This is a genomic window from Arthrobacter sp. 01N442, from assembly GCF_056399345.1.
Genome location: NZ_JBFTRD010000002.1, coordinates 31,562 through 57,403 on the forward strand (window position 1 = coordinate 31,562; position 25,842 = coordinate 57,403).

A 25,842-nucleotide genomic window follows, 5' to 3' on the forward strand; every position below is an offset into this window, starting at 1 on the left:
AAATCTACCTTGCGTTCATTCACTCCTGTTTTGCTGTGCCGGAATCTGCTTGACCAGGAGCAGACCGGCCGGTCCGCGGGCCATCAACCCGGACATCGCACCCAGCCCTTACCCGGGCACCCTAATGAGAGTTAGAGCGGATGAAATTCACACCTTGGAAAACAGCGCTGGGCACAGCACTGTCAGCCGGGCTCATCGCAGCCCCGCTGACGGCCTCGCCCGCCGCCGCCCTGGAGGCCTCACCGGCAGCGGCCGGAACGTCGCCAGTCATTATTAACGAGGCCTACCTCAGCGGCGGTAGCGCCGGAGCGGCGTACAAGAACAAGTTCGTCGAGCTGTACAACACCTCGGACGCCCCGGTGGCGCTGGACGGCTGGTCCATCCAGTACCGCTCCGCCACCGGAGCCGCCTCCCCCAGCACCACGGTGCCCCTGTCCGGGACAGTCCCGGCAAAGGGGTTCTACCTGCTCAAGGGCGGCAGCAACGGGACCGTCGGGCTGGACCTGCCCGCCGCGGACGCCACCGCCACCGGCTTCAACCCGGCGGGCGCCGGCGGAACGATCATCCTGGCCAAGCAGCCCGCCGCCCTGACCACGCTGGGCACCGGTTCCGTCATTGAACCCGCGAACGTCGCCGACCTGCTCGGCTACGGCACCTCCAACACGTTCGAGACCCAGGCGGCGACGGCGCCGTCGGGCAACACGGACGTCAAGAGCATGAACCGCAGCGGCGGCACGGACAGCAACAGCAACGCCGCCGACTTCACCCTGAACGCGGCCATCACCCCCAAGGCGGCCAACGGGGAAGCCACCCCGGTCGATCCGGGGCCGGTCACGCCCCCGGTTGCCAAGAGCATCGCCGAGATCCAAGGCACCGGCGCGGCCAGCCCGCTCGCCGGATCCTCGGTCACCACCCGCGGCAAAGTCACTGCCGCCTTCCCGACCGGCGGCTTCGCGGGCTTCTACATCCAGACTCCCGGCACCGGCGGCGATCTGACCCCGGCCAACCACACGGCGTCGGACGCCATCTTCGTCTACGCGCCGTCCGCCGTCGCCGGGGTGCAGATCGGCGACTACGTCGAGGTCACCGGCGACGTTGCCGAGTACTACGGCATGACCCAGCTCAACGTCTCCGGCGCTGCGGGCGTCACGAAGCTGACCGAGGCCGCCCCCGAGGTCAAGGCCACCGGCTTCGCCCTCCCGGCCGACGAGGCCTTCCGCGAATCGCTGGAAGCCATGCTGCTGACACCGCAGGGACCGGTCACGGTCGCGGACAACTACTCGCTGAACCAGTACGGCGAAATCGGCCTGGCCGGCGGCACCACCCCGCTTGAGCAGCCCACCGCCGTCGCCCCGTACGGCTCTGCCGAATACACCGCCACCGTCGCGGCAAACGCCGCGCGCGGCATCAAGCTCGACGACGGCGCCAGCACCAACTTCCTCAAGGACGCCACGAACAAGGCGCTCCCCCTGCCGTACCTGACCACCGCGGACCACGTCCGGGTGGGCGCGCCGGTGACGTTCAAGACCAATGTGGTGCTCAGCTACGCCAACAGCTCGTGGAAGTTCCAGCCGCTGACCCAGCTGACGCCCGCCAACGCGGACACGGTCCAGCCGGCCAGCTTCGGCGCCACCCGGGCGGACACCCCGGCCGCGGTGGGCGGCAACCTCAAGCTTGCCTCGTTCAACGTGCTCAACTACTTCCCCACCACCGGCGACCAGGTCGCCGGCTGCAAGTTCTACACCGACCGGGCCGGCAACCCCATCACCGTCAGCGGCGGCTGTGACGTCCGCGGCGCGGCCAACGCCGAAAACTTCAAGCGCCAGCAGGACAAGATTGTCGCCGCCATCTCCAAGTCCGGCGCCGACGTCGTCACCCTGATGGAGGTCGAGAACTCGGCCCAGTTCGGCAAGAACCGGGACGACGCCCTGGCCAAGCTGGTTGATGCCCTGAACGTCGCCACGCCCGGCATCTGGGACTACGTCCGCACTCCGGCGAACGCACCCCCGCTGAGCGACGAGGACATGATCCGCACCGCCTTCATCTACAAGAAGGCAGCAGCAGAACCTGTCGGCGAATCGATCATCCACAACGACACGGTTGCCTTCGCCAGCGCCCGCAAGCCGATGGCCCAGGTCTTCAAGCCCGTCGGCGCCTCCGATGACAAGAAGTTCATCGCGATCGCCAACCACTTCAAGTCCAAGGGCTCGGCCGCAACGCCGGACGACACGGACAAGGGCCAGGGCAATTCCAACCTCGCCCGCACCGCCCAGGTGAAGTCCCTGCTGGCCTTCTCCGACGAACTCCAGAAGTCCAAGGGCACCAACAAGGTCTTCCTGATCGGCGACTTCAACTCCTACGCCAAGGAGGACCCGATCAACGTCCTCACGGCGGCCGGGTACGTCAACCAGGACGAAAAGGCCAAGAACGCCGACGGCAGCGCGAAGCACTCCTACCTCTTCGGCGGCCTCGTGGGCTCGCTGGACCACATCCTCGCCTCGCCGGCGGCCAACGCCGTCGTCACCGGTGCGGACATCTGGAACATCAACTCGGTGGAGTCCGTGGCGCTGGAATACAGCCGTTACAACAGCAACGTCACCGACTACTACGCCCCGAACCAGTTCCGCGCCAGCGACCACGATCCGGTGGTGGTGGGACTGGACCTGCCCGCGACCCCGGCCAGCGTTGACCTGAACTTCCTGGGCATCAACGATTTCCACGGCCGCATCGACTCCAACACCGTCCAATTCGCCGGAACCATCGAGAAGCTCCGGGCCGCCGCAGCGCCCGGCGCCACCGCCTTCCTCTCTGCCGGTGACAACATCGGCGCCTCGCTGTTCGCCTCGGCCGTGGCCAAGGACCAGCCGACCATCGACGTACTGAACGCCCTGGACCTCCGCACCTCGGCCGTGGGCAACCACGAGTTCGACGGCGGCTGGGCCGATCTGCGCGACCGCGTCATCGCCGGCGGCAACAACGCCAAGTTCCCGTACCTCGGCGCCAACGTCTACAAGAAGGGCACCACCGAGCCGGTTCTGCCCGAATACACCGTGCTGGACATGAACGGCATCAAGGTCGCTGTGATCGGCACCGTCACGCAGGAAGTGCCCTCGCTGGTCACTCCGGCGGGGATCGCGGACCTCGAATTCGGCGATCCCGTCGATGCCATCAACCGGGTCGCCGCCAAGATCAAGGCGGACAAGCTCGCCGATCTGATCATCGTCGAGAACCACGACGGCGCCGGTTCCGGAGCTCCCGAAGGCGCCACCCTGGATCAGGAAGTCGCCGCCGGCGGCCCCTTCGCCAAGATGGTCCAGAAAGTCACCCCGGATGTTGCCGCGATCTTCAACGGCCACACCCACAAGCAGTACGCCTGGGACGCACCCGTACTGGATGCTGCCGGACAGCCCACGGGCAAGACCCGGCCGATCGTCCAGACCGGCAACTACGGCGAGTTCATCGGACAGATCCAGCTCACCGTCGACACCAAGACCATGTCCGTCACCGGCTACAAGGCGGCCAACGTCAAGCGCACCACGGATCCGGCGGCCGACCTGGTCGCCGCGTATCCGCGGGTAGCTGCGGTCAAGGCCATCGTTGACAAGGCGGTCGCCGACGCGGCCGTCATCGGCAACCAGCCGGTCGGCAAGGTCACCGCAGACATCACGACGGCGTTCGGCGGCTCCCCCGCCGTGCGCGATGACCGCGGCAGCGAGTCCACCCTGGGCAACCTCGTGGCGGACTCCCTCGTCGACGCCCTCAAGGCGCCCGAACTGGGCGCCGCGGAGATCGGCGTCGTCAACCCGGGCGGCCTGCGCAACGAGCTGTACTTCGCTCCGGACGGCACCATCACCTACGCCGAGGCCAATGCGGTCCTGCCGTTCGTGAACAACCTCTGGACCACCACCCTTACGGGCGCGCAGTTCAAGACACTGCTGGAGCAGCAGTGGCAGACCAACCCGGACGGCACGGTCCCCAGCCGCGCCTACCAGCAGCTTGGCCTGTCCCAGAACGTCAACTACACCTACGACGCCGCCCGCGCCGCGGGTGACCGGATCACCGCGATCCGGGTCAATGGTGCGCTGATCGACCCGGCCAAGTCGTACCGGATCGGCACGTTCAGCTTCCTGGCCACCGGTGGCGACAATTTCCGGATCTTCAAGTCCGGCACCGGCACCAAGGACTCCGGGCTCGTGGACCGCGACGCGTGGATCAAGTACCTGCAGACGCACAACCCGGTCTCGCCGGACTTCGCGCGCCGTTCCGTGGCCGTGGTGAACACCACCGCAGCGGAGGTCAAGAGCGGGGATTCCATCACGCTGGCGGTCTCCAAGCTGGACCTCACCTCGCTGGGCAGCCCGGCCAACACCGCGCTCCGGGCCGAGTTCACCGATGCCGCCGGCAAGGTGACCTCACTCGGCAGCATCCCTGTGACCGCCGGTGCGGCCACGGTGGACGTCAAGGTGCCGGCCGGCGCCGCTGCAGGGACGGGAACCCTGTCGCTCACCGCGGTCGAATCCGGCACGGTGGTGAAGGCCGATGTGTTGGTTGCGGCCAGCGTCCCGGTCCCGCCGAAGTGCACTCCGCCGGTCAAGCCGAAGCGGCCCGCTGACGTCGTGGGCCAGGCAAACTACGGCACCGCCATGGCGGCCTACCGGAAGTGCCTGCACGGCTAGTTCCGTAGCCCCGCAGGAGTGAGCATGCCCCTCCCGCGGCCGGAGCGGTGGACATTTTATGCAAGTGTCCACCGCCTGGCCCCGGGAGGGAGCATGCTCATTTTTTTGGTCCCACAAGCGCCCGCCGTCACATAGCCCGGGCGGGGCTGCTGTGACAGATGTTGCCCCTGATGCGCTGATACCATATGCGGCATGCGTAAAGGGAGATTTAACCGGGCTGTCGGCATTTTTATTGCCCTGACGGCCAGCGGCGCAGCCGCGCTCCTCTGGTTCGCCGTCGCCGCCGGCGGACCGGCGCTGAGCGAATCCCCCTCCCAGGGCCTCTTCTTCGGTTTCTGGAGCATCCTCTACAACACCGATGCACCGGCCCCCCGCGTGCTGCTGGCAGCCATCGCGCTGGCGCTGCTCCTGGCCGCCGGCGTCGCCGCCGTAGACCGGCGAATCGCAAACCGCTCGCGCCGCTCCGCGGACCCGCTCACCGGCCCGCTCGCGCCCCGCGTGGTGATGGCAGCGACGCGCGGCGAGTTTGCCGGCCCGGTCAGGGTCACCGTGCTCATCCCGGCGCACAACGAGGAAGCCTCGCTGCCGCTGACCATCGCCTCCCTGCTGGCCCAGTCCCGGCGCCCGGACCGCGTCATCGTCGTGGCGGACAACTGCAGCGACGACACCGTCCCACTGGCCCGGGAGGCCGGCGTCGAAGTGATCGAATCCGTCAACAACACGCAGAAGAAGGCCGGCGCCCTGAACCAGGTGCTGAAGCAGCTGCTGCCCGGCCTCGGCGACAACGACGTCGTGATGGTCATGGACGCCGACACCCGGCTCGACGACGGGTTCCTCGCCGCCGCGGTGGACCGCTTCACCTACGACCGGGCGCTGATGGCCGTCGGCGGACTGTTCTACGGCGAGGAGGGGCACGGCCTGATCGGCCAGTTCCAGCGCAACGAGTACCTGCGCTACAGCCGCGAGATCGGGCGCCGGCGCGGCCGGGTCTTCGTGCTGACGGGAACCGCCTCGATGTTCCGCGCGCGGGGCCTGCGCACCGTGGCCGCCAGCCGCGGATCCTCGATCCCCGGCACCCCCGGGGACGTCTATGACACCGCCGCGCTGACCGAGGACAACGAACTCACCATCGCCCTGAAGTCCCTCGGCGGGCTCATGATCTCGCCCGAACAGTGCACGGTCGTGACCGAGCTGATGCCCAGTTGGGCCACCCTCTGGGCGCAGCGGCTCCGCTGGCAGCGCGGAGCGCTGGAGAACATCGGCGCGTACGGCATCACGCCGCAGACCCTGCGCTACTGGGCCCAGCAACTCGGCATCGGCTACGGCGTGATCGCGCTGGGCTCCTACCTGCTGCTGATCTTCCTCATGGTCTTCTCACTGGACACCTGGATCTGGTTCCCGTTCTGGCTGGGACTCGGCGCCCTGTTCATGGTCGAACGCGTCGCCACGGTCTGGAAGGGCGGCTGGCGGGCCCGGTTCCTGGCCGTCACGCTGTTCCCGGAACTGTTCTTCGACATGTTCCTCAACGTCGTCTACCTGAAGGGCGTGGCGGACATCTCGCTGGGCCGGACGGCCAGCTGGAAACACGTCCCGCACACCCGGCCGCTCGAGACCACGGGGGCGGAACGTCCATGAGCATCCCGGCCACCGTCGTCGTACCCGCGGGACTCCTGTTCCCCGAATCGCTGCTGCATTCGCAGTGGTTCGCCGTGCTCGCCACCTTCGTGGCGATCAACACCGTCATGTACGCCGCCCTGGCGCTGGCGAAGATCCTGCCCAAGGTCCACCCGTCCGACTGGGTGCGTACCCGGAACGAACGCTCCGAAACCCGCAGCATCCACCCCGACGCCGGGAACTAGGGCGCTACCGGCCGAGGATGCCCCGGGCGATCTCATCGGCGTCACGCAGCGTGCGCTGGCCGCTGCGGTAGTGAGGCCCGTGCTGCTGCCGTGCTTCGGCCGCGATGGCCGTGCCCCACTGCGCGGCGGAGAGCTGCAGGCCCAGCACGTAGAGCCCTTCCGTGACCGAGCCGTTCGCACCGACAGGCCGGTAAGGGTGCGGGACAACTTCCAGCCCGGAACTCTGCACCGGCATTCCCTCCACACTCATCATCAGGCGCGGGCGGACCAGGCCGTCGGCGAGCAGCTGCTCCAGCAGCGGCGACGCATTGATGGCAACCCGGTTGGCCGGGGCCAAGGCTTCAATCAGCACCGCGGCCTGGACGTTGTCCCCGCCTTCCGCGCCGTCGCCGGCGAGGCCGGCCACCCACGGCGAGGCAGCCGTGAACACTTTGGTCTTGCGGTCGACGCCGAACTTGGGGTCGGGGCCGACAAAGCTGACCACCCCGGCGCGCGCCAGGGCTGCGAGCTGCTCGGCACGCAACGCCGGCGGGCCGCTCGCGAGCCCTTCCACGAAGGACTCGAACCAGCCGCGCAGCCCGGCCACCCACGACTCGTCGGTGATGCCGCCGTCGGCCACGGCCGTCTTCAGCACTGCCCGGCCGTGGTGCAGTGCGCCAATTGCCATCTTGACCGGGTCATCCTCACCGAGCGCGGAACGCCTCGCGTCATCGAGCAGATAGTCGACGACGGCGGCGTCCAGTTCCGTCCGGGATGCGAAGCTCCGGCCGGCGAGCGGCGCGGCGAGACCCAGCAGGTCCAGCCGGTGGGCCTCCCGGACGTACGCCTCGATCACCTCCCCGGCGGCGTCGTCCCACTTCACGGTGGAGTGGGCATGCGGCTGCAGGGCCTCCTCGAGGGCGGCCAGGAAGCCGGCGGGGTCGGCATCGAAGGCGTCGGGCTGGGTGCGCGCGAGGGTCGAGTAGTAGGCCCACACGACATCCCGGTGCAGCAGCGGCCAGAGGTCGTGGTCGAACGCGGGCAGGATTCCGGCGGCGGCGAATTTCGAAAGCGCGTCCTCGGTGCAGTACCGCAGCGACACCGCCGCCGGGTAGTAGCCCGCCAGGGTCGCCTTCGCCCGGTATGGGGTGCCGCGGCGCGAGGCGGCGATGATGGACGGTTCCCGGCCGGAGGGCAGGTACGTCAGCCCTGCGCCGTCGGGCGCGGGCAGGAATTTGCCGCCACGGCCCTCGGTCAGCTGGCCCATCACGTCGAAGAAATTCAGGCCCATGCCGCGCACCAGCACCGGCTGGACGGCGGGGATCACGGACCAGTCGACGTCCGCCGGGGCCGCCGGCGGCAGGTACTTCAGCCCCAGCTCATCCGCCGCCGCCTGGAGTTCGCGCTGCTCCGGGTTTAGCCGGGACTCCAGGTGTCCGAGTGCCAGCACCACGGAGCCGACGGTCAGCTGGGAACCGTCGGCGAGCGCGACGTCGAACCCGGCGTTCGAAGAACCGGTGTTGAAGGAGTCTGTGTTCGAGGAGCCGGCGGCCGGCCGGACCGACGTCGCGGTGGTCTGGTGGAAGTCCACGGTGACCCCGGTGGGCAGCTTCGCCAGCAATTCCTCGAGCGTGGACCGCAGGTAGCGGCCATACAGCGCACGGCTGGGGAAATCGGCGGAACCCAAGCCGGACAGTTCGGTGCGTTCCTCGGCTGAGTGCGCCGGGTCCGGATCCTTCCGCTGCAGTTCCCGCCACTGGTCAAAGGTGCCCCCGGCCAGCGGCTTCGCCAGCTCCGGGTCCTCGGGGACCACGGTGGGATAAAAGGACTGCGTGTTCATCAGGTAGAGCCGGGACTGCCCGGGCTGCCAGACGTGGCCCGGGCCCGCAGGGTAGGGGTCAATTACGTCGATGTGCAGGCCGGCGTCGGGCGTTGAAGGAGCCCAATTGGCGAGCAGCCGCTCCAGCACGCTGGTGCCCCGGGGACCGGCGCCAATCAGTGCCGTCCGGATGCTCTGCGATTTACCCACGGCATCCAGCGTATCCGCATCCGGGCCGCCGTCTTGACTTGCCTGCCCTGCGTCCGTGTTGCTTGGATGGGCCCATGACCACCTCTTCAGCTGAGTACCCCACCGCGTCCGGCCAGACCTCCGGAGCGATTTCCGGCACGGCCCCGGAACCCGTCGACGAGAACATCTGGCTGGAGGAAATCTACGGCGAGGAACAGCTGGCCTGGGTCCGGGAACAAAATGCCCGCACCGAGGAACTGCTGGAGGACGCCGAATACGCCGAGCTCGAGGGCCGGATCCTGGAAGTGCTGGACTCCACCGACCGGATCGCCATGGTGGGCAAGCACGGCCAGTGGTACTACAACTTCTGGAAGGATCGCGAGAACCCCAAGGGCCTGTGGCGCCGCACGGACTGGGAGAGCTACCGGGCGGGCTCCCCGGCCTGGGAGGTCCTGCTCGACGTCGACGCCCTGGCCGCGGCCGAAGGGCAGGAATGGGTCTTCCACGGCGCCAGTTTCCTGCGCCCGGCGGCCGGGCAGCCGCACCGGCTGGCCCTGCTGGCGCTCTCCCCCGACGGCGGCGACGCCAACCGCTACCGCGAGTTCGACGTCGAGACCCGTAGCTTTGTCGACCCGGCCGAGGGCGGCTTTGACCTCCCCACCGCCAAGGGCAACGCCTCCTGGCTGGACGCGGACACGCTGCTGGTCGCCAGCACCGCCGAGGGACTGCCGCGGACCAGCTCCTCCTACGCCAGGACCGGCGTGGTGCTGCGGCGCGGCGAGTCCCTGGCTTCGGCCGAACGGCTCTTCGAAATCCCGGAGGACCACATGATGGCACTGCTGGCGCACGACTCCACCCCCGGCTTCGAGCGCACCTTCGCCGTGGACTGGATCAGCTTCTTCGAAAAGCGCACCTCCGTGCTGCGCGACGGCGACTGGGTGGACATCGACGTGCCCGCCGACGTGAACCTGAGCTCGCACCGGGAATGGCTGCTCTTCCGTCCGCAGGACGAGTGGGACGTGGACGGAACGAGCTACCCGGCCGGGTCCCTGCTGGCGGCGAACTTCGAGGACTTCCTGGCCGGCAGCCGGGAACTGTCCGTGCTGTTCACCCCGGATGAGCACACCTCCCTGCAGTCCTGGAGCTGGACCCGGGACTTCCTGCTCCTGAACCTACTCCGCGACGTCTCCTCCGAAATCCGGGTGCTCGATCCGCAGCGGCCCGGCACGGACGTCGCCTGGGCCTCGAGCGTGCTTGACGCCTGCCCGCCGCTGCACGACGTCAACGCCTTCAGCGTCGACGACGAGGACGACGCCGGCGACGGCGACAACTCCGCCGGGAACGACTTCTGGCTGGTCGCCACCGGGTTCGCGACGCCGAGCACGCTGACCCGGGGCACCCTCACGCGCGCCGGCGTGGACGGCGTCGTCAGCACCCACGAGGTAGTCCGCACCGCGCCGTCGTTCTTCGACGAGGCCGCCTACGAGGTCCAGCAGCACTTTGCCGTGTCGAAGGACGGCACCCGAGTGCCGTACTTCCAGATCGCGGCCAAGGACCTGGTGCTGGATGGACAGAACCCCACCCAGCTCTCCGGCTACGGCGGATTCGAGATTTCCCGTACCCCTGCCTACAGCGGAGCCGTCGGCCGGGCCTGGCTGGAACGGCGCACCGAAGAGTCCGCGGGCGCCGACGGCGCGGCACCGCACAGCCGCGGCGGGGTCTACGTGGTGGCGAACATCCGCGGCGGCGGCGAGTACGGGCCGTCGTGGCACCGGGCCGCGCTGCAGGACAAGCGGCACCGCGCCTACGAGGACTTCGCTGCCGTGGCGCAGGACCTGATTTCCCGCGGCGTGACGTCCCGGCAGCGGCTGGGTTGCGTGGGCGGCTCCAACGGCGGCCTGCTGGTGGGCAACATGCTCACCCAGTACCCGGAACTGTTCGGCGCGGTCTCCTGCGGAGTGCCGCTCCTAGACATGCGCCGGTACAGCAAACTCTCCGCCGGCTACTCCTGGATTGCCGAATACGGCGACCCGGACGTGCCCGAGCAGTGGGAGTTCATCCGGACCTTCTCGCCCTACCACCTGCTCCGCGACGGGGTGGAGTACCCCGAGACCTTCATCTGGACCGCCACCTCGGATGACCGGGTGGGTCCCGTGCAGGCCCGCAAGATGGCCGCCCGGATGCAGGCGATGGGCATCCCCAACGTCTGGTTCCACGAGGCCCTGGAGGGCGGTCACGCGGGGGCCTCGGACAACCGCCAGGCCGCTGCGCTGCAGAGCCGCAGCCAGCACTTCCTCTGGCGAGCGCTGGCGGGCCGGGCAGCCTGAGCTCCGGACGCGGTGCCGGGGGCGATACCGGGCGAGGCGCGCGGGCACGCAGCGTTGGGCCGCAACTGCGGATTGGCGGGCCACTCTGACGGCGGGCATGGGCCGTAAGAGACCCCGCGCCGACCGTTTTGCACTGCATGGCCCCTTCTGCGTATCCTTGGTTGGCTAGTAATAGCAATTGGAGACGTGCCAGAGCGGCCGAATGGGCTTCACTGCTAATGAAGTGTGGGGCACAACTCCACCGGGGGTTCAAATCCCCCCGTCTCCGCGTTTGGCCCCGGTCCTGGACCGGGGCCTTTTGCGTTCCCGGCACCCAACGCTCCCTCACCTCCGGCCCAAACTTCCCCGACGCTCCCTCACGTCCGGCCCAAACTTGCCCGACGCTCCCTCACGTCCGGCCCAAACTTCCCCGACGCTCCCTCACGTCCGTCCGGCGTTCGGATGGCAGGATAGGCGCATGTCGACCAATCACGCGTTTGACGCGATCATCGTAGGCGGCGGCCACAACGGGCTGGCTGCGGCAGCGTACCTGTCCAGGGCCGGCCGGAAGGTGCTGCTGCTCGAAAAGCTCGAGCAGCCAGGCGGCGCCGCGGTGTCAGCGCAGGCGTTCGACGGCGTCGAGGCCCGGCTTTCGCGCTATTCCTACCTCGTAAGCCTGCTGCCGCAGCAGATCATCGACGACCTCGGCCTGCGGATCACGCTGGCGCGGCGACGGTACTCCTCGTACACCCCGGACCCGGCTGATCCCGGCCGGGCCCTGCTGATCGACAACGAGGACGCGGCGTCCACCGCTGCCTCGTTCACGGCGATCGGCGCGTCAGACGACGAGTTCCGTGCCTTCAACGAGTTTTACGCCAGCTGCGGGAAGCTCACCCGGGCCCTCTGGCCGACCATGACCTCCCCGCTGCCCAGCCGGTCGGCGGCGCGGCAGCTAGCCGTCCGGGCCGGCGCCGCCGAGGCCTGGGAAGCCATGATCGAGCGGCCGGTCGGGCATGCCATCGCCGAGGCGCTCGGCCACGATCTGGTCCGCGGCGTGGTGCTGACCGATGCGCTGATCGGCACCTTTGCCCGCGCCGACGACGCCGACCTTCAGCAGAACATCTGTTTCCTCTACCACCTGATCGGCGGCGGGACCGGCGACTGGGACGTGCCCGTCGGCGGCATGGGCGCGGTGTCCGGGGAGCTGGAACGCGCCGCCCGGGAGGCCGGCACAACGATCCTGGCGTCGGCCGAGGTTTCCTCGGTCCGCCCGGGCGGAGTTGTCAGCTACCGGCACGACGGCGTGCAGCACACCGTCTCCGCCCCGTGGGTGCTCTCCAACGTGGCCCCCGTGGTGCTGGACCGCTTGCGCAACGCTGGGCCGGCCGGTCACGGTCCAGTTGACGCCGCGCCGGATGCTACCGCCACCGCATCAAGCGACGCCGGTTCCGCGCCGGCCACGCAGAATCCCAACCATCTCCGCGAAGGCGCACAGGTGAAAGTGAACCTGCTGCTGAAGCGGCTGCCCCGGCTGCTCGACGACGTCGTCAGCCCGGAGGCGGCGTTCGGGGGCACCTTCCACATCAACGAGACCTGGTCCCAGCTGGACGCGGCCTACCTCAGCGCCGCGGAGGGGAACATTCCGGAGCCGCTGCCGTGCGAAATCTATTGCCACTCCTTGACCGATCCCAGCATCCTGTCCGCTGAACTGCAGGCAGCCGGGGCGCAGACGCTGACGGTGTTCGGCCTGCACGTCCCGGACCGGCTGATCACCGCGCAGAACAACGAGGCCCGGCGGGCCGAGTTGCAGGCCGCGGTGCTGCGCTCGCTCAACAGTGTGCTGGCCGAGCCGATCGAGGAACTGCTGCTGACAGCACCGGATGGCAGGCCGTGCATCGAAACCAAGACGACCCTGGATATCGAACGCGCTGTCGGGATGCCGCGCGGCAACATCTTCCACGGCGGCCTCGACTGGCCCTTCGCGGACGATGACGCGCCGCTGGACACCCCGGCGCAGCGCTGGGGAGTCGCCACGGACGATCCGCAGCTGCTGCTCTGCGGCTCCGGCGCCCGCCGCGGCGGCGCGGTCAGCGCCATCGGCGGGCACAACGCTGCCATGGCCGTGCTGGAATCCGAGGAACCTCTCCGCGGCTGAGCCGTTGCCGGCGGCATGCCGGGCAGTATCGGTATTACCCGGCAGCTGAATGCAGCCGCCGGGGCATCCCTAGGCCTAACAGCCCGTGGACCGAGCCGGAAGCCGCTCAGCCGGCCTGGCCGAGCACCAGCGGCAGCACGGCCCCGGCGCCTGCCAGCCGCAGGGCACGTCCGGCCACGGTGACGGTCCAGCGGCTGTCCACGAGGTCGTCCACCAGCATGACGCTCTGGCCCTGGACGCCTTCCAGCGCGGCCGCAAGCTCGGGGCCCACCACCAAGCGGTCCCATACCCCGGCGAGTCGGTAGGCGCTGTTTCCGCCACGCCCGCCCGTGGGTCCGCCGTGGGCGAGCTGCAACTGGCCCAGGTACGGGATCCGGCCGATCTCGGAGATGCCGCGGGCCAGGGAATCGACCAATGCCGGTTTGCCGCGGGAGGGAACGCTAACGATCGCGGCCGGACGGCCGGCGCCGCTCCAGCCCGGAGTGCGCGCGTCCCCGCTGCCCCACTCGCGGAGGACCTGCACGCAGGCCCGTAGCATTCCGGGATCGACGGCCCGGTCCGGGGCGCCCGCAGCGAAGGTTTCCCGCAGCGCCCCGCCCCAGCCCAGGTCCGTCAGGCGCGCCAGCACCCGGCCGTTGGCCAGGCCTTCCTCCGGCTTGATCTTGCCCTTTACATTTACTCCGAGGCGGTCCATGCCGCTGGGCCACTGCAGCCGCGGTTCCAGCACCATGCCCGCCCGGCTCAGGGTTGCGCCGGCCGCTTCGGTGGCGTCGGCGGCAATATCGGCCGGGAACCACTGCCCGGCGCAGTTGTCGCAGCGGCCGCAGGCCCTGGCGGTCTCGTCGTCGAGCACCGAGGTGATGTACTCCATCCGGCAGCCCGCGGTGTCCTGGTAGATCACCATGGAGTCCTGCTCGTCGACCCGGGCCTCGGCGATCCGGCGGTACCGTTCGGCGTCGTAGGTCCACGGCTGGCCGGTGGAGCGCCACCCTCCACCCACGCGCTCAACCGCACCATCCACGGCCAGCACCTTCAGCAGCAGTTCCAGCGGCGTCCGGCGCAGGTCCACCCGGGCCTCGAGCGCCACGGTGGACACGGCTGTGCCGGCCTCGGCGAGGGCCGACAGGACAGCGGAGGCCTTTTCTTCCGAGGGCATCGAGGCGGTGGCGAAGTACTGCCAGATATCCCGGTCTTCGGATCCGGGCAGGAGCAGCACATCGGCGTTGGCAGCGCCACGGCCGGCACGGCCAACCTGTTGGTAGTAGGCCACCGGCGACGACGGCGCGCCGAGGTGCACCACGAAGCCGAGGTCCGGCTTGTCGAAGCCCATACCGAGGGCGGAGGTGGCGACCAAGGCTTTGACCTGGTTGTCCTTCAGCAGCTGCTCCGCGCGTTCCCGGTCCGCGGGGTCAGTCCGTCCGGTGTAGGCGAGCACGTCGTGGCCGGCCTCGGCCAGCAGGCGGGCGGTGTCCTCCGCGGCGGACACGGTGAGGGTGTAGATGATCCCGCTGCCGGGCAGGTCCTGCAGGTGCGTGAGCAGCCAGCCCAGCCGTTCCCGGGAGTCGGGCAGGCGCAGCACGCCCAGGCGCAGAGACTCGCGGCCAAGGGCGCCGCGGATGGTCAGCACGCGCTCGCCGAGCTGTTCCTCAATGTCGTGGACCACCCTGGAGTTGGCGGTGGCGGTGGTGGCCAGGACCGGGACGGTGTCCGGCAGTTGGGTGATCAGGTCGGCGATCCGCCGGTAGTCGGGGCGGAAGTCGTGGCCCCAGTCGGAAATGCAGTGGGCCTCATCGATGACCAACAGTCCGGTCCTGCGGACCAGCTCCGGGAGCTGGTTCTCGCGGAACGACGGGTTGGTCAGCCGTTCCGGGGAAACGAGCAGCACGTCCACTTCGTCGGCCGCGAGCTGTTCACGGACGGTGTCCCAGTCGAGTTGGTTGGCCGAGTTGATGGCTACGGCACGGACCCCGGCCCGCGCTGCGGCGGCGACCTGGTCGCGCATCAGCGCGAGCAGCGGGGACACGATCAGGGTGGGTCCGGCACCGCGGCGGCGCAGCAACAGGGACGCAACGAAGTACACGGCCGATTTGCCCCAGCCGGTGCGCTGGACGACGAGGGCACGACGGCCGCCGTCGACGAGGGCCTCGATGGCCTCGAACTGGCCGTCGTGGAACTGGGCTTCAGGGTTCCCCACCAGTTCGCGCAGAACCGCCCGGGCCTGCTCACGCGTCCCGGTCCCCCCGGCGGAGGGGGACTCGGGGGCGGAAAGGACTGCAGCATTCTGGTTATTGGCCATTGCTTCAGTATCCCAGTCCCCTCCGACAGCCACGAAGCGGGCAGAGTCGTATGTGGATAAGCGATATCCACATACGCGCCCAGCCCGGACGGTCCGCGGCTGCTTCCACGTAAGATAGGAGCCGTGACTAGCGACCAGACGAAGACTTTTGACCTTTCGGCTTCCTTCAAGGCCTACGACGTGCGCGGAATTGTGGGCGAATCCATCACCGCGGAAATCGTCGAAGCGGTCGGGGCTGCCTTCGTGGACGTCCTGGACCTGGCCGGGCAGACCGTGCTGGTCGGCGGCGACATGCGCCCCTCCTCCCCCGAGTTCAGCCGGGCCTTCGCCAACGGCGCGGCAACCCGTGGGGCCAACGTCCAGCTGCTGGACCTGATCTCCACCGACGAGCTCTACTACGCTTGCGGCGCCCTCAATGCGGCGGGAGCAACGTTCACCGCGAGCCACAACCCGGCCGAATACAACGGCATCAAGATGGCCAAGGCCGGCGCCGTGCCGATCTCCTCGGAAACCGGTTTGAAGGAGATCCAGGCCCTGGCCGAGGAATACCTCAACGCCGGTACCATCCCCGCGAACGGCCCCCGCGGCCTGATCAGCGTGCACGACGTACTGAAGGACTACTCCGAGTACCTGCGCAGCCTCGTTGACCTCAGCGGATCCCGTCCGCTCAAGGTCGTGGTGGACGCCGGCAACGGCATGGCCGGCATGACCACCCCCGCCGTGCTGGGCGACACTTTGCTGCCCAAGCTGCCGTTGGAGATCATCCCGCTCTACTTCGAGCTCGATGGGTCCTTCCCGAACCACCCGGCCAACCCGCTCGAGCCGGAAAACCTCCGCGACCTCCAGGCCGCCGTCGTCGAGCACGGTGCGGACATCGGCCTGGCATTCGACGGCGACGCCGACCGCTGCTTCGTGATCGATGAGAAGGGCGAGCCGGTCTCGCCGTCGGCCGTCACCGGCATGGTGGCCCGCCGGGAGATCGCGCGCGCAAAGGCCAACGGCGAGGAAACTCCGACGATCATCCACAACCTCCTGACCTCCCGGGCGGTGCCGGAACTGGTCGTCAACGACGGCGGCCGGGCCTTCCGCACCCGGGTGGGACACTCCTTCATCAAGGCCGTGATGGCGGCCGAGGGGGCGATCTTCGGCGGCGAGCACTCCGCCCACTTCTACTTCCGTGATTTCTGGAATGCGGACACCGGCATGCTGGCCGCCATGCACGTGCTGGCGGCTCTCGGTGAGCAGGACGGCCCGCTGTCCGAGCTGGGCCGCGAATATGAGCCCTACCGGTCTTCCGGCGAGATCAACTCGGAAATCGAGGACAAGGCCGCCGCGGTGGAACGTGTCCGCGCGGACTTCCACAACGAGGACGTTGAGGTGGACTACCTCGACGGCAGCACCTTCATCGCGGCAGACGGAAGCTACTGGTTCAATCTGCGTCCGTCCAACACCGAACCGTTCCTGCGCCTGAACGTCGAGGCCACGGATCAGGAAACCATGGAGCGCATCCGCGACCGGGTCCTGGCGCTGGTCCGGGGCTGATCGCCGTGACCGATTCACCGGAGACCCAAGACGCCGTCCTGCAACCGGCTGATCCGGCCGAGGACTCCTGGCGCGGCTCGGTGCCGGACGCCAGCGCCACCGACCTCGAGAACCTGCTCGGCACCGGCGTGGGGGCAGCCCAGGAACAGCTGGAGCGCAACGGCGGCTTCCTGCCCTTCGCCCTCGTGGTGGAGAACGACGGCGAGGTGCGCCTCGTCGCGGTCACCCCGGCGGACGCGGCCGAGGACGCCGACGCCGACTTCGATGCCGACGGCATGATCAACGACCTCACCGAACTGCTCCGGCAGCACCGGGACGAGTTCCGCGCCGCCGCGATCGTCTGCGACATCACCCTGCTGGAAGAGGATTCGGACGCGATCCACGTGGCTGCCGAGCACCAGGACGGTTCCGTCTTCGCGGCGGTGCTGCCCTACGGCGCGAACCCCGCGACGAACGAGCTGGAGTTTGGCGAACTGTCCGCCGACACCAACGAACCCACCGTCTGGGTGGACTAGACCAAGCCGGTGCCATGAAGATCAACGCCTTCGCGGACGTGAGCCTGCGCGCCATGATGGTGCTCGCAGCCGCGGCCGACGGCGAGCTGCTCACCACCCAGAGCATCGCCGACGCCGTGGGTACGCCCTATAACCACGTCAGCAAGGCGATGGCCAAGCTCCGCGAACTCGGCCTGATCGACGTCGAGCGCGGCCGCAACGGCGGGTCCCGGCTCAGTCCGGCAGGCCGCGACGCCACCGTGGGTCAACTGCTCCGTGCGCTGGACACGCGGACCGATCCGGCCGACTGTGTGGCCGCAGGGGGCGCCTGCCCGCTTATCAACGAGTGCCGGCTCCGGAGCGCCCTGGGCCGCGCGCGGGAAGCGTTTTACCGTGAGCTTGACGACATCGTCGTCGCTTCGCTGCCCACTTCGCGGCAAATGAATCCTGTTTTCGCGGCAATCGGCCTGCGCCCGGGTCTGGCAGAACGCCTGTAGAACGCGAGTAGAGCGCCGGCACCGCGCGGCAGAGCACAGATAGAGCGCCGGCAGCCCGCCGCCAAGCGGCGCGCACCCCGGCGCACACCCCCGCCCGCACACCCTCACGCCGCATGCCACCCGCCCCGGCTTCATCCGATTTGCAACCATTTTCTACGACGTGTAGAACTAAGGCATAAATACTTGTATTTCAAATGCGAGTATTTGGCAACGGTCCGGTTGAAGACGCCGGGCCACTATCTCAGGAGTCAGCATGCTCTCGGACAAGTCCTTCCCCGTCATCGAGGCCACCCTGCCGCTGGTCGGTTCCCGGATCGGCGATATCACCCCCAAGTTTTACGCCCGGCTCTTCGGCGCGCACCCCGAACTGCTGGACGGGTTGTTCAGCCGCTCCAACCAGCGCTCCGGCAACCAGCAGCAGGCCCTGGCCGGGAGCATCGCCGCTTTCGCCAGCCACCTGGTCAGCAACCCGGGCACCCTCCCGGAGACCGTGTTGTCGCGCATTGCGCACCGCCACGCTTCCCTCGGCATCACCGAACCGCAGTACCAGGTGGTCTACGAGCACCTCTTCGCCGCCATCGCCGAGGACCTGGCCGAGGTCATCACCCCCGAAATCGCCGAGGCCTGGACCGAGGTTTACTGGCTCATGGCCGACGCCCTGATCAAGCTCGAAAAAGGCCTCTACTCGGCGCAGGCCAACGGCAAGATGTGGACCCCGTGGCGGGTTGCGGCCAAGACCCCTGCCGGCACCGGCTCCATGACGTTCACGCTGGAACCGGCCGACGATACCCCCATCACCCCGGCTCTGCCCGGCCAGTACGTCAGCGTCAAGGTGACCCTGCCGGAGGGTCTCCGCCAGGTCCGCCAGTACTCGCTCTCCGGCGACGCCGGCACCAGCCGCAGCTTCACCACCAAGCTCGACGACGGCGGCGAGGTCTCCCCCGTGCTGCACAACCACGTCAAGGTCGGCGACATCCTCGAGATCTCCAACCCGTATGGCGAAATCACGCTCAAGGAGAGCGAGGGCCCCGTGGTCCTGGCCTCGGCAGGTATCGGCTGCACGCCGTCGGCCTCGATCCTGCGCTCCCTCGCGGAGGAGGGCTCGGACCGCCAGGTCCTGGTCCTGCACGCGGAAAGCACCCTGGACGGCTGGGCGCTGCGCTCCCAGATGACCGACGACGTCGAGCGTCTCGAAGCGGCGGACCTGCAGCTCTGGCTAGAGCGGCCGGAGGCGGGCGCGAAAGAGGGGTTCATGTCGCTGCGCGACGTGGACCTGCCGGCAAATGCATCGCTGTACCTGTGCGGCCCGCTGCCGTTCATGAAGAACATCCGCAACGAGGCCATCAACGCCGGCATCCCCGCCACCAAGATCCACTACGAAGTCTTCGGCCCGGACATCTGGCTCGCCAACTAGGAACACATCGATTGCTCCGTAACCGCCCTTATGACGGGCCAAAAGGGCGGTTACGGAGCACTCGAATGCATCTCACCCCAGGGATGGCACACCGGTGATCGTGTGGCCGAACCGCAGGAGATTACCCGGGTCGTAGCTGGACTTCGCGGCCCTCATCCGTTCGTAAACTGGGGGCGCCCACGCCCGGGCCCGGTCCGCCTCATCGCCCGGTTCGCCGTGGAAGTTGACCAGGGTAAATCCGGTGGAGTGCGGAGCCATCGCGGCCAGGGTCGAGCGGATGGACGCCGTGACAGCCTCGGCGACCGGCGGCATCTTGAAGCCGAGCAGGAAGAGCAGGAATGCCGCGTCCCGCCCCGACACGGCGTTCGGCACTGCCCCTTCGCGGGCCAGGGCTCCACCCAGGGGCCGGATTTCGACCAGGAGCAGCGGACAGTCCGAGCCTTCCCCGGTGTGTTGCAACAGCTCCGCCAGGGTCTCCTCGCCGAGGTCCTTCAGCAAGGCTCCGCCGGCCGTGTAGGGGAGCGGATCCGCCGGGTCCATGTGGATCTGGTCGACGTCGAGGTAGTCCATGGGCCCGGCCGTGTCCATCAACGGGGTCGAAATTGCGCGCATGGGGGCAAGCAGCGCGTCGCCGACCTCCCGATTCCCCAACAGGGCGAAGCGGAGGTGCACCACAAACTGGCCCCGCAATGGGCCGGGGACAAACTCCATATCCGGAAGCCGCAACAGCGAGATCGAGGGCGAGGCGTCGTCCGGCAGCGTGGCCAGCCAGTCACGGAACGCGGCCAGAATAAGGGCCGCATCGGCACCCGGGTAGATGATGCCGCCGCCGTAGAACTCGCCCAGCGGAAAGAGGCTGAACTCGAGTTCGGTGACTATGCCGAAGTTGCACTTGCCGCCGAGCATCAACGCGAACAGCTCGGCCTCCGCCTCGGCATCGATGCGGCGCAGCGCACCGTCCGCAGTGACCACCTCCATGCTGCGGACGTGGTCCGCCGCGAAGCCGTGGGCCCGTCCCAGTACCGGCAGACCGCCGCCGACGGTGTATCCCACCACGCCAACATCGGTGCTTGAGCCGTGCAGTCCGACCAGCCCGAGCGGAACACTGGCTTCCAGGACGCTGCGCCATTTCACCCCGGCCCCCACCCTCGCGGTGCGTTCCACCGGATCGATGTGCAGCCCCTGCAGCCGCCTGGTGTTAATCAGCAGACCACCCTCGACCACCGAGTCGGCGCCGTGTCCGGTGGACTGGACCGCTACCGGGAGCCGGCGTTCTGCCGCCCATTTGACCCCCGCCGCTACATCCTGGGCGGTGCTGGCGCCGAGGACGACGTCGGGCCGGTGGACGGTAGCGGCGTTGAAGGCGAAGGTCTCGGCCGCGAATTCGGGACTGTCCGGCAAAGCGACCGGGCCGCGGACAACATCGGACAGGGCCAGGATATCGTCAGTGACAAGCATGGTGTGCTCCTGGGATCTCGCCCGCAGCGGCAGGCGGAGGGCACGTCAGCGTGCGCCCGGAATGTCCCCGCATCCCCGAGTTCCAGCGGCGTGCCCGGCTGATGAATGCGACGAGCCTATGGGCCCCTCCGCACCGCGGGCTAGGGGCCTAAGTCCCGGCAGTCGCCGTCTCCCTGCCAAGCGAGGAGAACAATCGATGAGAATACGACGGCGGCCCCGCACCTTATCGAAGGTGCGGGGCCGCCGTCGTTGCATCAACAGCCGCTAGTGCGCGGACATCCGTTCCTTGAGCGAATCGAGCTCGGAGCGCAGCGCGTCCGGCAGCGAATCGCCGAACTTCGCGTACCACTCCTCGATGGAGGCCAGCTCGGCGTCCCATTCCTCGCGGTCAACGCGGACGGCGTCCTCCACGTGGGCGTGGGTCAGGTCCAGGCCGCTAATGTCCAGCGAGTGCCCGGTCGGGACGAAGCCGATGGGCGTCTCGACGGCGTCAGCCTTGCCTTCAATGCGCTCGATGGCCCACTTGAGGACGCGGGCGTTGTCGCCGAAGCCGGGCCAGGCGAAGTCACCGTCGGCCGTGCGGCGGAACCAGTTGACCAGGAAGATGTGCGGCAGCCGCTCCGGGTTGGCCTTGCCCGAGACGCTGATCCAGTGCTTCAGGTAGTCGCCGGCGTCGTAGCCGATGAACGGAAGCATGGCCATCGGGTCGCGGCGGAGCACGCCGACCTGGCCCGCGGCAGCAGCGGTCGTTTCCGAGGAGAGCGTGGAACCCATGAAGATGCCGTTGGTCCAGCTGCGGGCCTGGGTCACCAGCGGAACCGTGGTCTTGCGCCGGCCGCCGAAGAGGATCGCGGAAACCTCGACGCCTTCGGGGCTGTAGTACTCCTCGGCCAGCATGTCGACCTGCGAGATCGGGGTGCAGAAGCGGGAGTTCGGGTGCGCGGCCGGCTTGTCCGACGCCGGGGTCCAGTCGTTGCCCTGCCAGTCGATCAGGTGCGCCGGGACCTCGTCGGTCATGCCTTCCCACCACACGCCGCCGTCGTCAGTAAGGGCGACGTTGGTGAAGATGCTGTGGCCCTTGGCGATGGCGCGCATGGCGTTGGGGTTGGTGCCCCAGCCGGTGCCCGGGGCGACACCGAACAGGCCGGCCTCCGGGTTGGTGGCGCGCAGTTCGCCTTCCTTGCCGATCCGCATCCAGGTGATGTCGTCGCCGAGGGTCTCGACTTCCCAGCCCTCGATGGTCGGGTCGAGCAGGGCGAGGTTGGTCTTGCCGCAGGCGGAAGGGAACGCCGCGGAGACGTAGTAGTTCTTCTTCTCCGGCGAGGTCAGCTTGAGGATGAGCATGTGCTCGGCCAGCCAGCCCTCGTCGCGGGCCATGACCGAGGCGATGCGCAGGGCGTAGCACTTCTTGCCGAGGAGGGCGTTGCCGCCGTAGCCGGAGCCGAAGGACCAGATGGAGCGCTCCTCCGGGAAGTGCACGATCCACTTGTCCGGGTTGCAGGGCCAGGCAACGTCAGCCTGGCCCGGGGCCAGCGGGGCGCCCAGGGAGTGCAGTGCGGGAACGAAGAAAGCGTTGGTGGCGGTGATCTTGTCCAGGACTTCGGTGCCGATCGTGGCCATGATGCGCATGGAGGCGACAACGTAGGCGCTGTCCGTGATTTCGACGCCGAACTTCGGGTCCTCGGCGTCCAGGTGGCCCATGACGAAGGGGATGACGTACATGGTGCGGCCGCGCATCGAGCCGTTGAACAGGCCGCGCAGCTTTTCCTTCATCTCGGCCGGCGCCATCCAGTTATTGGTGAAGCCCGCATCCCGCTCGTTCTCGGAGCAGATGAAGGTCTGTTCTTCGACGCGGGCGACGTCGGCGGGATCGGAGAATGCCGCGAAGGAGTTCGGGAACAGCTTCTCGTTCAGCCGGGTCAGGGTTCCGGCCGCCACGAGCTCGTCCGTGAGCCGGGTGTTCTCCTCTTCCGAGCCATCCACCCAGTGAATCTGGTCCGGCTGGGTCAGTTCCGCAACCTCTTCAACCCATGCCAGCAGGCCGGCATGTGTGGTGGGTGCTTTCTCAAGCAGCGGCAGGTTCGCCAGATCGCCCATTACGGTTCCCTTCTTCGGGTTCAGTGGTGTGGTCTAAATGCTAGGTCTCGAGGACCACGCAGATTCAGGACTAAATACGGGTTGACGGCGGGCCGGCGATCGAAAAACCCCGGAAAATCAAGGTTTAGTAACTCCACACGGCGGATTTTTTGTGATCAAGGTCACGTAGACCGGTCTAGTCAGGCAGATTACATGGCTCTCGATTTGGAACTCCGGGCCGATCTCGCGTAAAGTAATTCGAGGTTCGGGGGAGCGAGAAGTTCCCGAAGAGCCGAGAATGCGCCCATAGCTCAGCTGGATAGAGCGTCTGTCTACGGAACAGAAGGTCAGGGGTTCGAATCCCTTTGGGCGCACAGATAGAAAAGACCCGCACCGGTTCGCCGGTGCGGGTCTTTTTGTATGCCCCAGCGCGGCGGTTCCGGAAAAGCGCGGCGGTTCCGGAAATACACGGCGGTTTCGGACGAGGGTGTGCCGGATCCGGTGCGCGCCTGTCGCAAAACGTAGCGAGAACCGCCGCAGCCTAGTTCCCCAGGCCTTACTCCCCCACGGCGGCCGAGATCCGGCGACGCATTTCGTCAAAGTGGCCGGCCAGCCGTTCCGCGGCCAGGACCGCGTCCCCCGCCGCCACGGCTTCGTAGATGCCCCGGTGCAGCGCAGCCCGGCGCGCAGGATCGCCGTGGGCGCTCCCGACAGCGGCACGCCCAGGTTCGTCGCTGCCCCGCTCCGTACCCGCCGTCCCAACGCCGCCCCGCTCGCCAGCCACCTGCCCGCTCGCCGGGCCCAGCTCCGGGCCCAGCTCCAGTTGGATCCGGCGGTAGACCGCCTGGAACGCGCCCATCAGGCCGAGCAGCAGCTCGTTGCCCAGCGGTTCGAACAGTTTCCGGTGGAAGTCGGCGTCGGCTTCGACAGAGCCCTCCCCCGAACCGGCCAGTTCTTCCATTCCCAGCACCGCCGCCTCCAGCCCGGCCAGCTGGTCCGCCGTCATGCGCGCCATGGAGGCGCCGATCAACCCCGACTCCAGCAGCCGCCGAGCATCGATCAGCTCCAGTGCCTCCTGCCCGCGATGCCGCAGCGACATCCGGGCCCGGAAGCTGAGGCCGCCCACCAGCGCCTCGAAGTTGCTCGCGGCCACGAACATGCCGAACCCATGCCGGATCTCGATCACGCCCAGGGCCTGAAGCACCTTCAAGGTCTCCCGCAGCGTGTTCCGGCCAACCCCCAGCAGCGCGGCCAGTTCGTTTTCGGTAGGCAACGGGTCGCCAGGCTCCAGCTCGCGCTCAAGGATGAGCTCAACGATGTCGGCCTGCAGCGCGCGCAGCCGGTCCCGCGCGCCCAAACGGGCCGCCGGCCCGGCGTCGCCGGCACTCGAACTGGCTGCACCCACGGCTGAACTCCTCCCCAAAGTGATCCTCAGGGTAACGGACGTCCCACCTCCTGCACAGGGTCCCGCCGAAACCGCTCCGTGCGGGGCTAGGCTGTTGCCATGACGGCACACTTTGAACGTGAATTCGATGTCCTCGTGATCGGGGCCGGCGCGGTGGGCGAGAACGTGGCCGAGCGCGTGGTCCGGGGCGGATTGACGGCCGTCCTGGTGGAGGCGGAGCTGGTGGGCGGCGAGTGTTCATACTGGGCCTGCATGCCGTCCAAGGCCCTGCTGCGGCCCGGTACCGCGCTGCATGGCGCGCAGACCGTGCCCGGAGCCGAAGAGGCCGTCACCCGGGTCCTCGATGCCGCGGCTGTCCTGAAGCGGCGCGACTACTTCACCTCCAACTGGCAGGACGACAGCCAGGTCAAATGGGTTGAGGACACCGGCATCGAGCTGATCCGCGGCCACGGCTGGATTACCGGTACGCGCCGGGTGGAGGTGGCCGGGGTGGACGGCAACAGCTACGCACTCACCGCGCGCCACGCCGTGGTGCTGGCCACGGGCTCGCGCCCGAGCATCCCGCCCATCGAAGGCCTCGAGGAGGTCGACTACTGGACCACCCGGGAGGCCACCTCCGCACACGAAATTCCGCCGCGGCTGGGCGTGCTCGGCGGCGGCGTGGCCGGGACCGAACTCGCCCAGGCCTTTGCCCGGCTCGGGTCGGCCGTGACGGTGGTGGCACGCGGCGGGCTGCTGGGAGCCTTCCCTGCCCCGGCGGCCGAGCTGGTCCAGGCCGGACTGCGCGCGGACGGCGTCGAACTCCGCCTCCGCACGGGCACCCAGGCCGTCCGAGAGAACGAGGACGGTTCCCTGACGCTGGCGCTCGACGGCGGCAACAGCGTGACCGTGGACAAGCTGCTGGTCGCCACCGGCAGGCACCCGGCACTGGAAGGCCTTGGGCTGGAGAGCGTGGGCCTGACCGGCGACGACGGGAAACCCCCGAGGTTCGAGACGGATGCGAGCGGACTCGTCCGGGGAGCTGAGGGCAACGACCATGCGCCGTGGCTCTACGCCGTCGGCGACGCCGCGGGCAAGGTGCTGCTGACCCACCAGGGCAAATACGAGGCCCGGGCCACCGGCGATGCGATTGCCGCCCGCGCCAACGGCACCCTCACCGGCGAGCCGGGCCCGTGGAGCCGCTACGCCCACACGGCCGACGAGCACGCCGTCCCCAACGTGGTCTTCACCGACCCCGAGCTGGCCAACGTCGGCCGCAGCCTGGAACAGGCCAGGAAGGACGGCTACAGGGCCAGCTCCGTGCAGCTCCCCATCCAGGTGGCAGGTTCCTCGCTTCATTCCGAGCACTACAAGGGCTGGGCCCAGCTCGTGGTCGACGAGGACCGCAACGTGCTGCTGGGTGCCACCTTCGCCGGCCCGGACGTCGCCGAGCTCCTGCACGCGGCCACAATCGCCGTCGTCGGTGAAGTCCCGCTGGACCGGCTCTGGCACGCTGTTCCCTCGTATCCCACCATCAGCGAGGTGTGGCTGCGGCTGCTGGAGGAATACGGGATGTAAGCGCGAACGGCCGTTTGGAGGCCCCGGAACCGGCGGTTCCGGGGCCTTCGATGTCTATTCGCTCACTTCTATTTGAACTGACCGGTCAGTTTAGTTAGCCTTGGAGGAGACCAATTCTTC

Annotated in this window: 15 protein-coding genes and 2 tRNA genes; 12 read left to right on the top strand and 5 right to left on the bottom strand. The window is 68.5% G+C overall.

From position 1 onward, the window contains the following. Positions 1-140 precede the first annotated feature (140 nt). The 3 genes from AC1DNC_RS02535 (at position 141) to AC1DNC_RS02545 (ending at position 6,535) form a co-directional block, all read left to right on the top strand. Positions 141-4,676 (top strand): ExeM/NucH family extracellular endonuclease, encoded by a 4,536-nt coding sequence (locus AC1DNC_RS02535; protein ID WP_476861001.1) that lies wholly within the window; start codon positions 141-143, stop codon positions 4,674-4,676. A 192-nt stretch (positions 4,677-4,868) separates the two neighbouring features. Next, the gene (locus tag AC1DNC_RS02540; protein ID WP_476861002.1) at positions 4,869-6,311 is read left to right on the top strand and encodes a glycosyltransferase family 2 protein; all 1,443 of its coding nucleotides are present in this window, start codon (positions 4,869-4,871) and stop codon (positions 6,309-6,311) included. Continuing rightward, positions 6,308-6,535 carry a hypothetical protein gene (locus AC1DNC_RS02545; protein ID WP_476861003.1) on the top strand — a complete coding sequence of 76 codons (228 nt, stop codon included), beginning with the start codon at positions 6,308-6,310 and terminating at the stop codon, positions 6,533-6,535. The genes AC1DNC_RS02540 and AC1DNC_RS02545 overlap by 4 nt, the downstream gene beginning before the upstream one ends. Before the next feature lie 4 nt (positions 6,536-6,539). On the opposite strand, the gene AC1DNC_RS02550 is transcribed toward AC1DNC_RS02545, so the two are convergent. After that, complete coding sequence (locus tag AC1DNC_RS02550; protein ID WP_476861004.1) at positions 6,540-8,543, bottom strand: FAD/NAD(P)-binding protein; 2,004 nt, start codon at positions 8,541-8,543, stop codon at positions 6,540-6,542. A 74-nt stretch (positions 8,544-8,617) separates the two neighbouring features. Between AC1DNC_RS02550 and AC1DNC_RS02555 the strand changes: the two genes are divergently transcribed. From AC1DNC_RS02555 to AC1DNC_RS02565, 3 genes are all read left to right on the top strand, one after another. After that, positions 8,618-10,849, top strand: coding sequence for a prolyl oligopeptidase family serine peptidase (locus AC1DNC_RS02555; RefSeq protein WP_476861005.1), 2,232 nt, complete (start codon positions 8,618-8,620; stop codon positions 10,847-10,849). Positions 10,850-11,029: 180 nt separating this feature from the next. After that, positions 11,030-11,117: transfer RNA gene (locus AC1DNC_RS02560), tRNA-Ser, on the top strand. Between the two features lie 189 nt (positions 11,118-11,306). Further along, the gene (locus AC1DNC_RS02565; RefSeq protein ID WP_476861006.1) at positions 11,307-12,983 is read left to right on the top strand and encodes a phytoene desaturase family protein; all 1,677 of its coding nucleotides are present in this window, start codon (positions 11,307-11,309) and stop codon (positions 12,981-12,983) included. Between the two features lie 106 nt (positions 12,984-13,089). Here the strand turns inward: AC1DNC_RS02565 and AC1DNC_RS02570 are convergent, their stop codons facing one another. Beyond that, complete coding sequence (locus AC1DNC_RS02570; RefSeq protein WP_476861007.1) at positions 13,090-15,279, bottom strand: RecQ family ATP-dependent DNA helicase; 2,190 nt, start codon at positions 15,277-15,279, stop codon at positions 13,090-13,092. 123 nt (positions 15,280-15,402) lie between these two features. Between AC1DNC_RS02570 and AC1DNC_RS02575 the strand changes: the two genes are divergently transcribed. From AC1DNC_RS02575 to AC1DNC_RS02590, 4 genes are all read left to right on the top strand, one after another. Further along, positions 15,403-16,821, top strand: a complete 1,419-nt coding sequence (locus AC1DNC_RS02575; protein WP_476861008.1) for a phosphomannomutase/phosphoglucomutase — start codon at positions 15,403-15,405, stop codon at positions 16,819-16,821. 5 nt (positions 16,822-16,826) lie between these two features. Beyond that, positions 16,827-17,336: a hypothetical protein gene (locus AC1DNC_RS02580; RefSeq protein WP_430267512.1), complete on the top strand. Its 510-nt coding sequence runs from the start codon at positions 16,827-16,829 to the stop codon at positions 17,334-17,336. Between the two features lie 14 nt (positions 17,337-17,350). Beyond that, positions 17,351-17,812 (top strand): RrF2 family transcriptional regulator, encoded by a 462-nt coding sequence (locus AC1DNC_RS02585; protein ID WP_476861009.1) that lies wholly within the window; start codon positions 17,351-17,353, stop codon positions 17,810-17,812. 253 nt (positions 17,813-18,065) lie between these two features. Further along, the gene (locus tag AC1DNC_RS02590) at positions 18,066-19,226 is read left to right on the top strand and encodes a globin domain-containing protein (protein WP_476861010.1); all 1,161 of its coding nucleotides are present in this window, start codon (positions 18,066-18,068) and stop codon (positions 19,224-19,226) included. Between the two features lie 72 nt (positions 19,227-19,298). Here the strand turns inward: AC1DNC_RS02590 and AC1DNC_RS02595 are convergent, their stop codons facing one another. Both AC1DNC_RS02595 and AC1DNC_RS02600 read right to left on the bottom strand, forming a co-directional pair. Continuing rightward, entirely contained in the window at positions 19,299-20,684 is a 1,386-nt protein-coding gene (locus AC1DNC_RS02595) for an FAD-binding oxidoreductase (protein ID WP_476861011.1), read from the bottom strand. A 264-nt stretch (positions 20,685-20,948) separates the two neighbouring features. After that, positions 20,949-22,781 (bottom strand): phosphoenolpyruvate carboxykinase (GTP), encoded by a 1,833-nt coding sequence (locus AC1DNC_RS02600; RefSeq protein WP_476861012.1) that lies wholly within the window; start codon positions 22,779-22,781, stop codon positions 20,949-20,951. Positions 22,782-23,060: 279 nt separating this feature from the next. On the opposite strand from AC1DNC_RS02600, the gene AC1DNC_RS02605 reads away from it, so the two are divergent. Beyond that, positions 23,061-23,134, top strand: a tRNA-Arg gene (locus AC1DNC_RS02605). 182 nt (positions 23,135-23,316) lie between these two features. On the opposite strand, the gene AC1DNC_RS02610 is transcribed toward AC1DNC_RS02605, so the two are convergent. Then, a complete protein-coding gene (locus tag AC1DNC_RS02610; RefSeq protein WP_476861013.1) occupies positions 23,317-24,165 on the bottom strand; it encodes a FadR/GntR family transcriptional regulator in 849 nt (282 codons plus the stop codon). Between the two features lie 99 nt (positions 24,166-24,264). On the opposite strand from AC1DNC_RS02610, the gene AC1DNC_RS02615 reads away from it, so the two are divergent. After that, the gene (locus AC1DNC_RS02615; protein ID WP_476861014.1) at positions 24,265-25,722 is read left to right on the top strand and encodes a dihydrolipoyl dehydrogenase family protein; all 1,458 of its coding nucleotides are present in this window, start codon (positions 24,265-24,267) and stop codon (positions 25,720-25,722) included. Positions 25,723-25,842: the final 120 nt, after the last annotated feature.

Bases quoted from the DNA above. Each gene is read 5' to 3' on its own strand.
- AC1DNC_RS02600 (WP_476861012.1), bottom strand. From the start codon at position 22,781: ATGGGCGATCTGGCGAACCTGCCGCTGCTTGAGAAAGCACCCACCACA.
- AC1DNC_RS02565 (WP_476861006.1), top strand. From the start codon at position 11,307: ATGTCGACCAATCACGCGTTTGACGCGATCATCGTAGGCGGCGGCCAC.
- AC1DNC_RS02545 (WP_476861003.1), top strand. From the start codon at position 6,308: ATGAGCATCCCGGCCACCGTCGTCGTACCCGCGGGACTCCTGTTCCCC.
- AC1DNC_RS02540 (WP_476861002.1), top strand. From the start codon at position 4,869: ATGCGTAAAGGGAGATTTAACCGGGCTGTCGGCATTTTTATTGCCCTG.
- AC1DNC_RS02535 (WP_476861001.1), top strand. From the start codon at position 141: ATGAAATTCACACCTTGGAAAACAGCGCTGGGCACAGCACTGTCAGCC.
- AC1DNC_RS02590 (WP_476861010.1), top strand. From the start codon at position 18,066: ATGCTCTCGGACAAGTCCTTCCCCGTCATCGAGGCCACCCTGCCGCTG.
- AC1DNC_RS02555 (WP_476861005.1), top strand. From the start codon at position 8,618: ATGACCACCTCTTCAGCTGAGTACCCCACCGCGTCCGGCCAGACCTCC.
- AC1DNC_RS02595 (WP_476861011.1), bottom strand. From the start codon at position 20,684: ATGCTTGTCACTGACGATATCCTGGCCCTGTCCGATGTTGTCCGCGGC.
- AC1DNC_RS02570 (WP_476861007.1), bottom strand. From the start codon at position 15,279: ATGGCCAATAACCAGAATGCTGCAGTCCTTTCCGCCCCCGAGTCCCCC.
- AC1DNC_RS02585 (WP_476861009.1), top strand. From the start codon at position 17,351: ATGAAGATCAACGCCTTCGCGGACGTGAGCCTGCGCGCCATGATGGTG.
- AC1DNC_RS02615 (WP_476861014.1), top strand. From the start codon at position 24,265: ATGACGGCACACTTTGAACGTGAATTCGATGTCCTCGTGATCGGGGCC.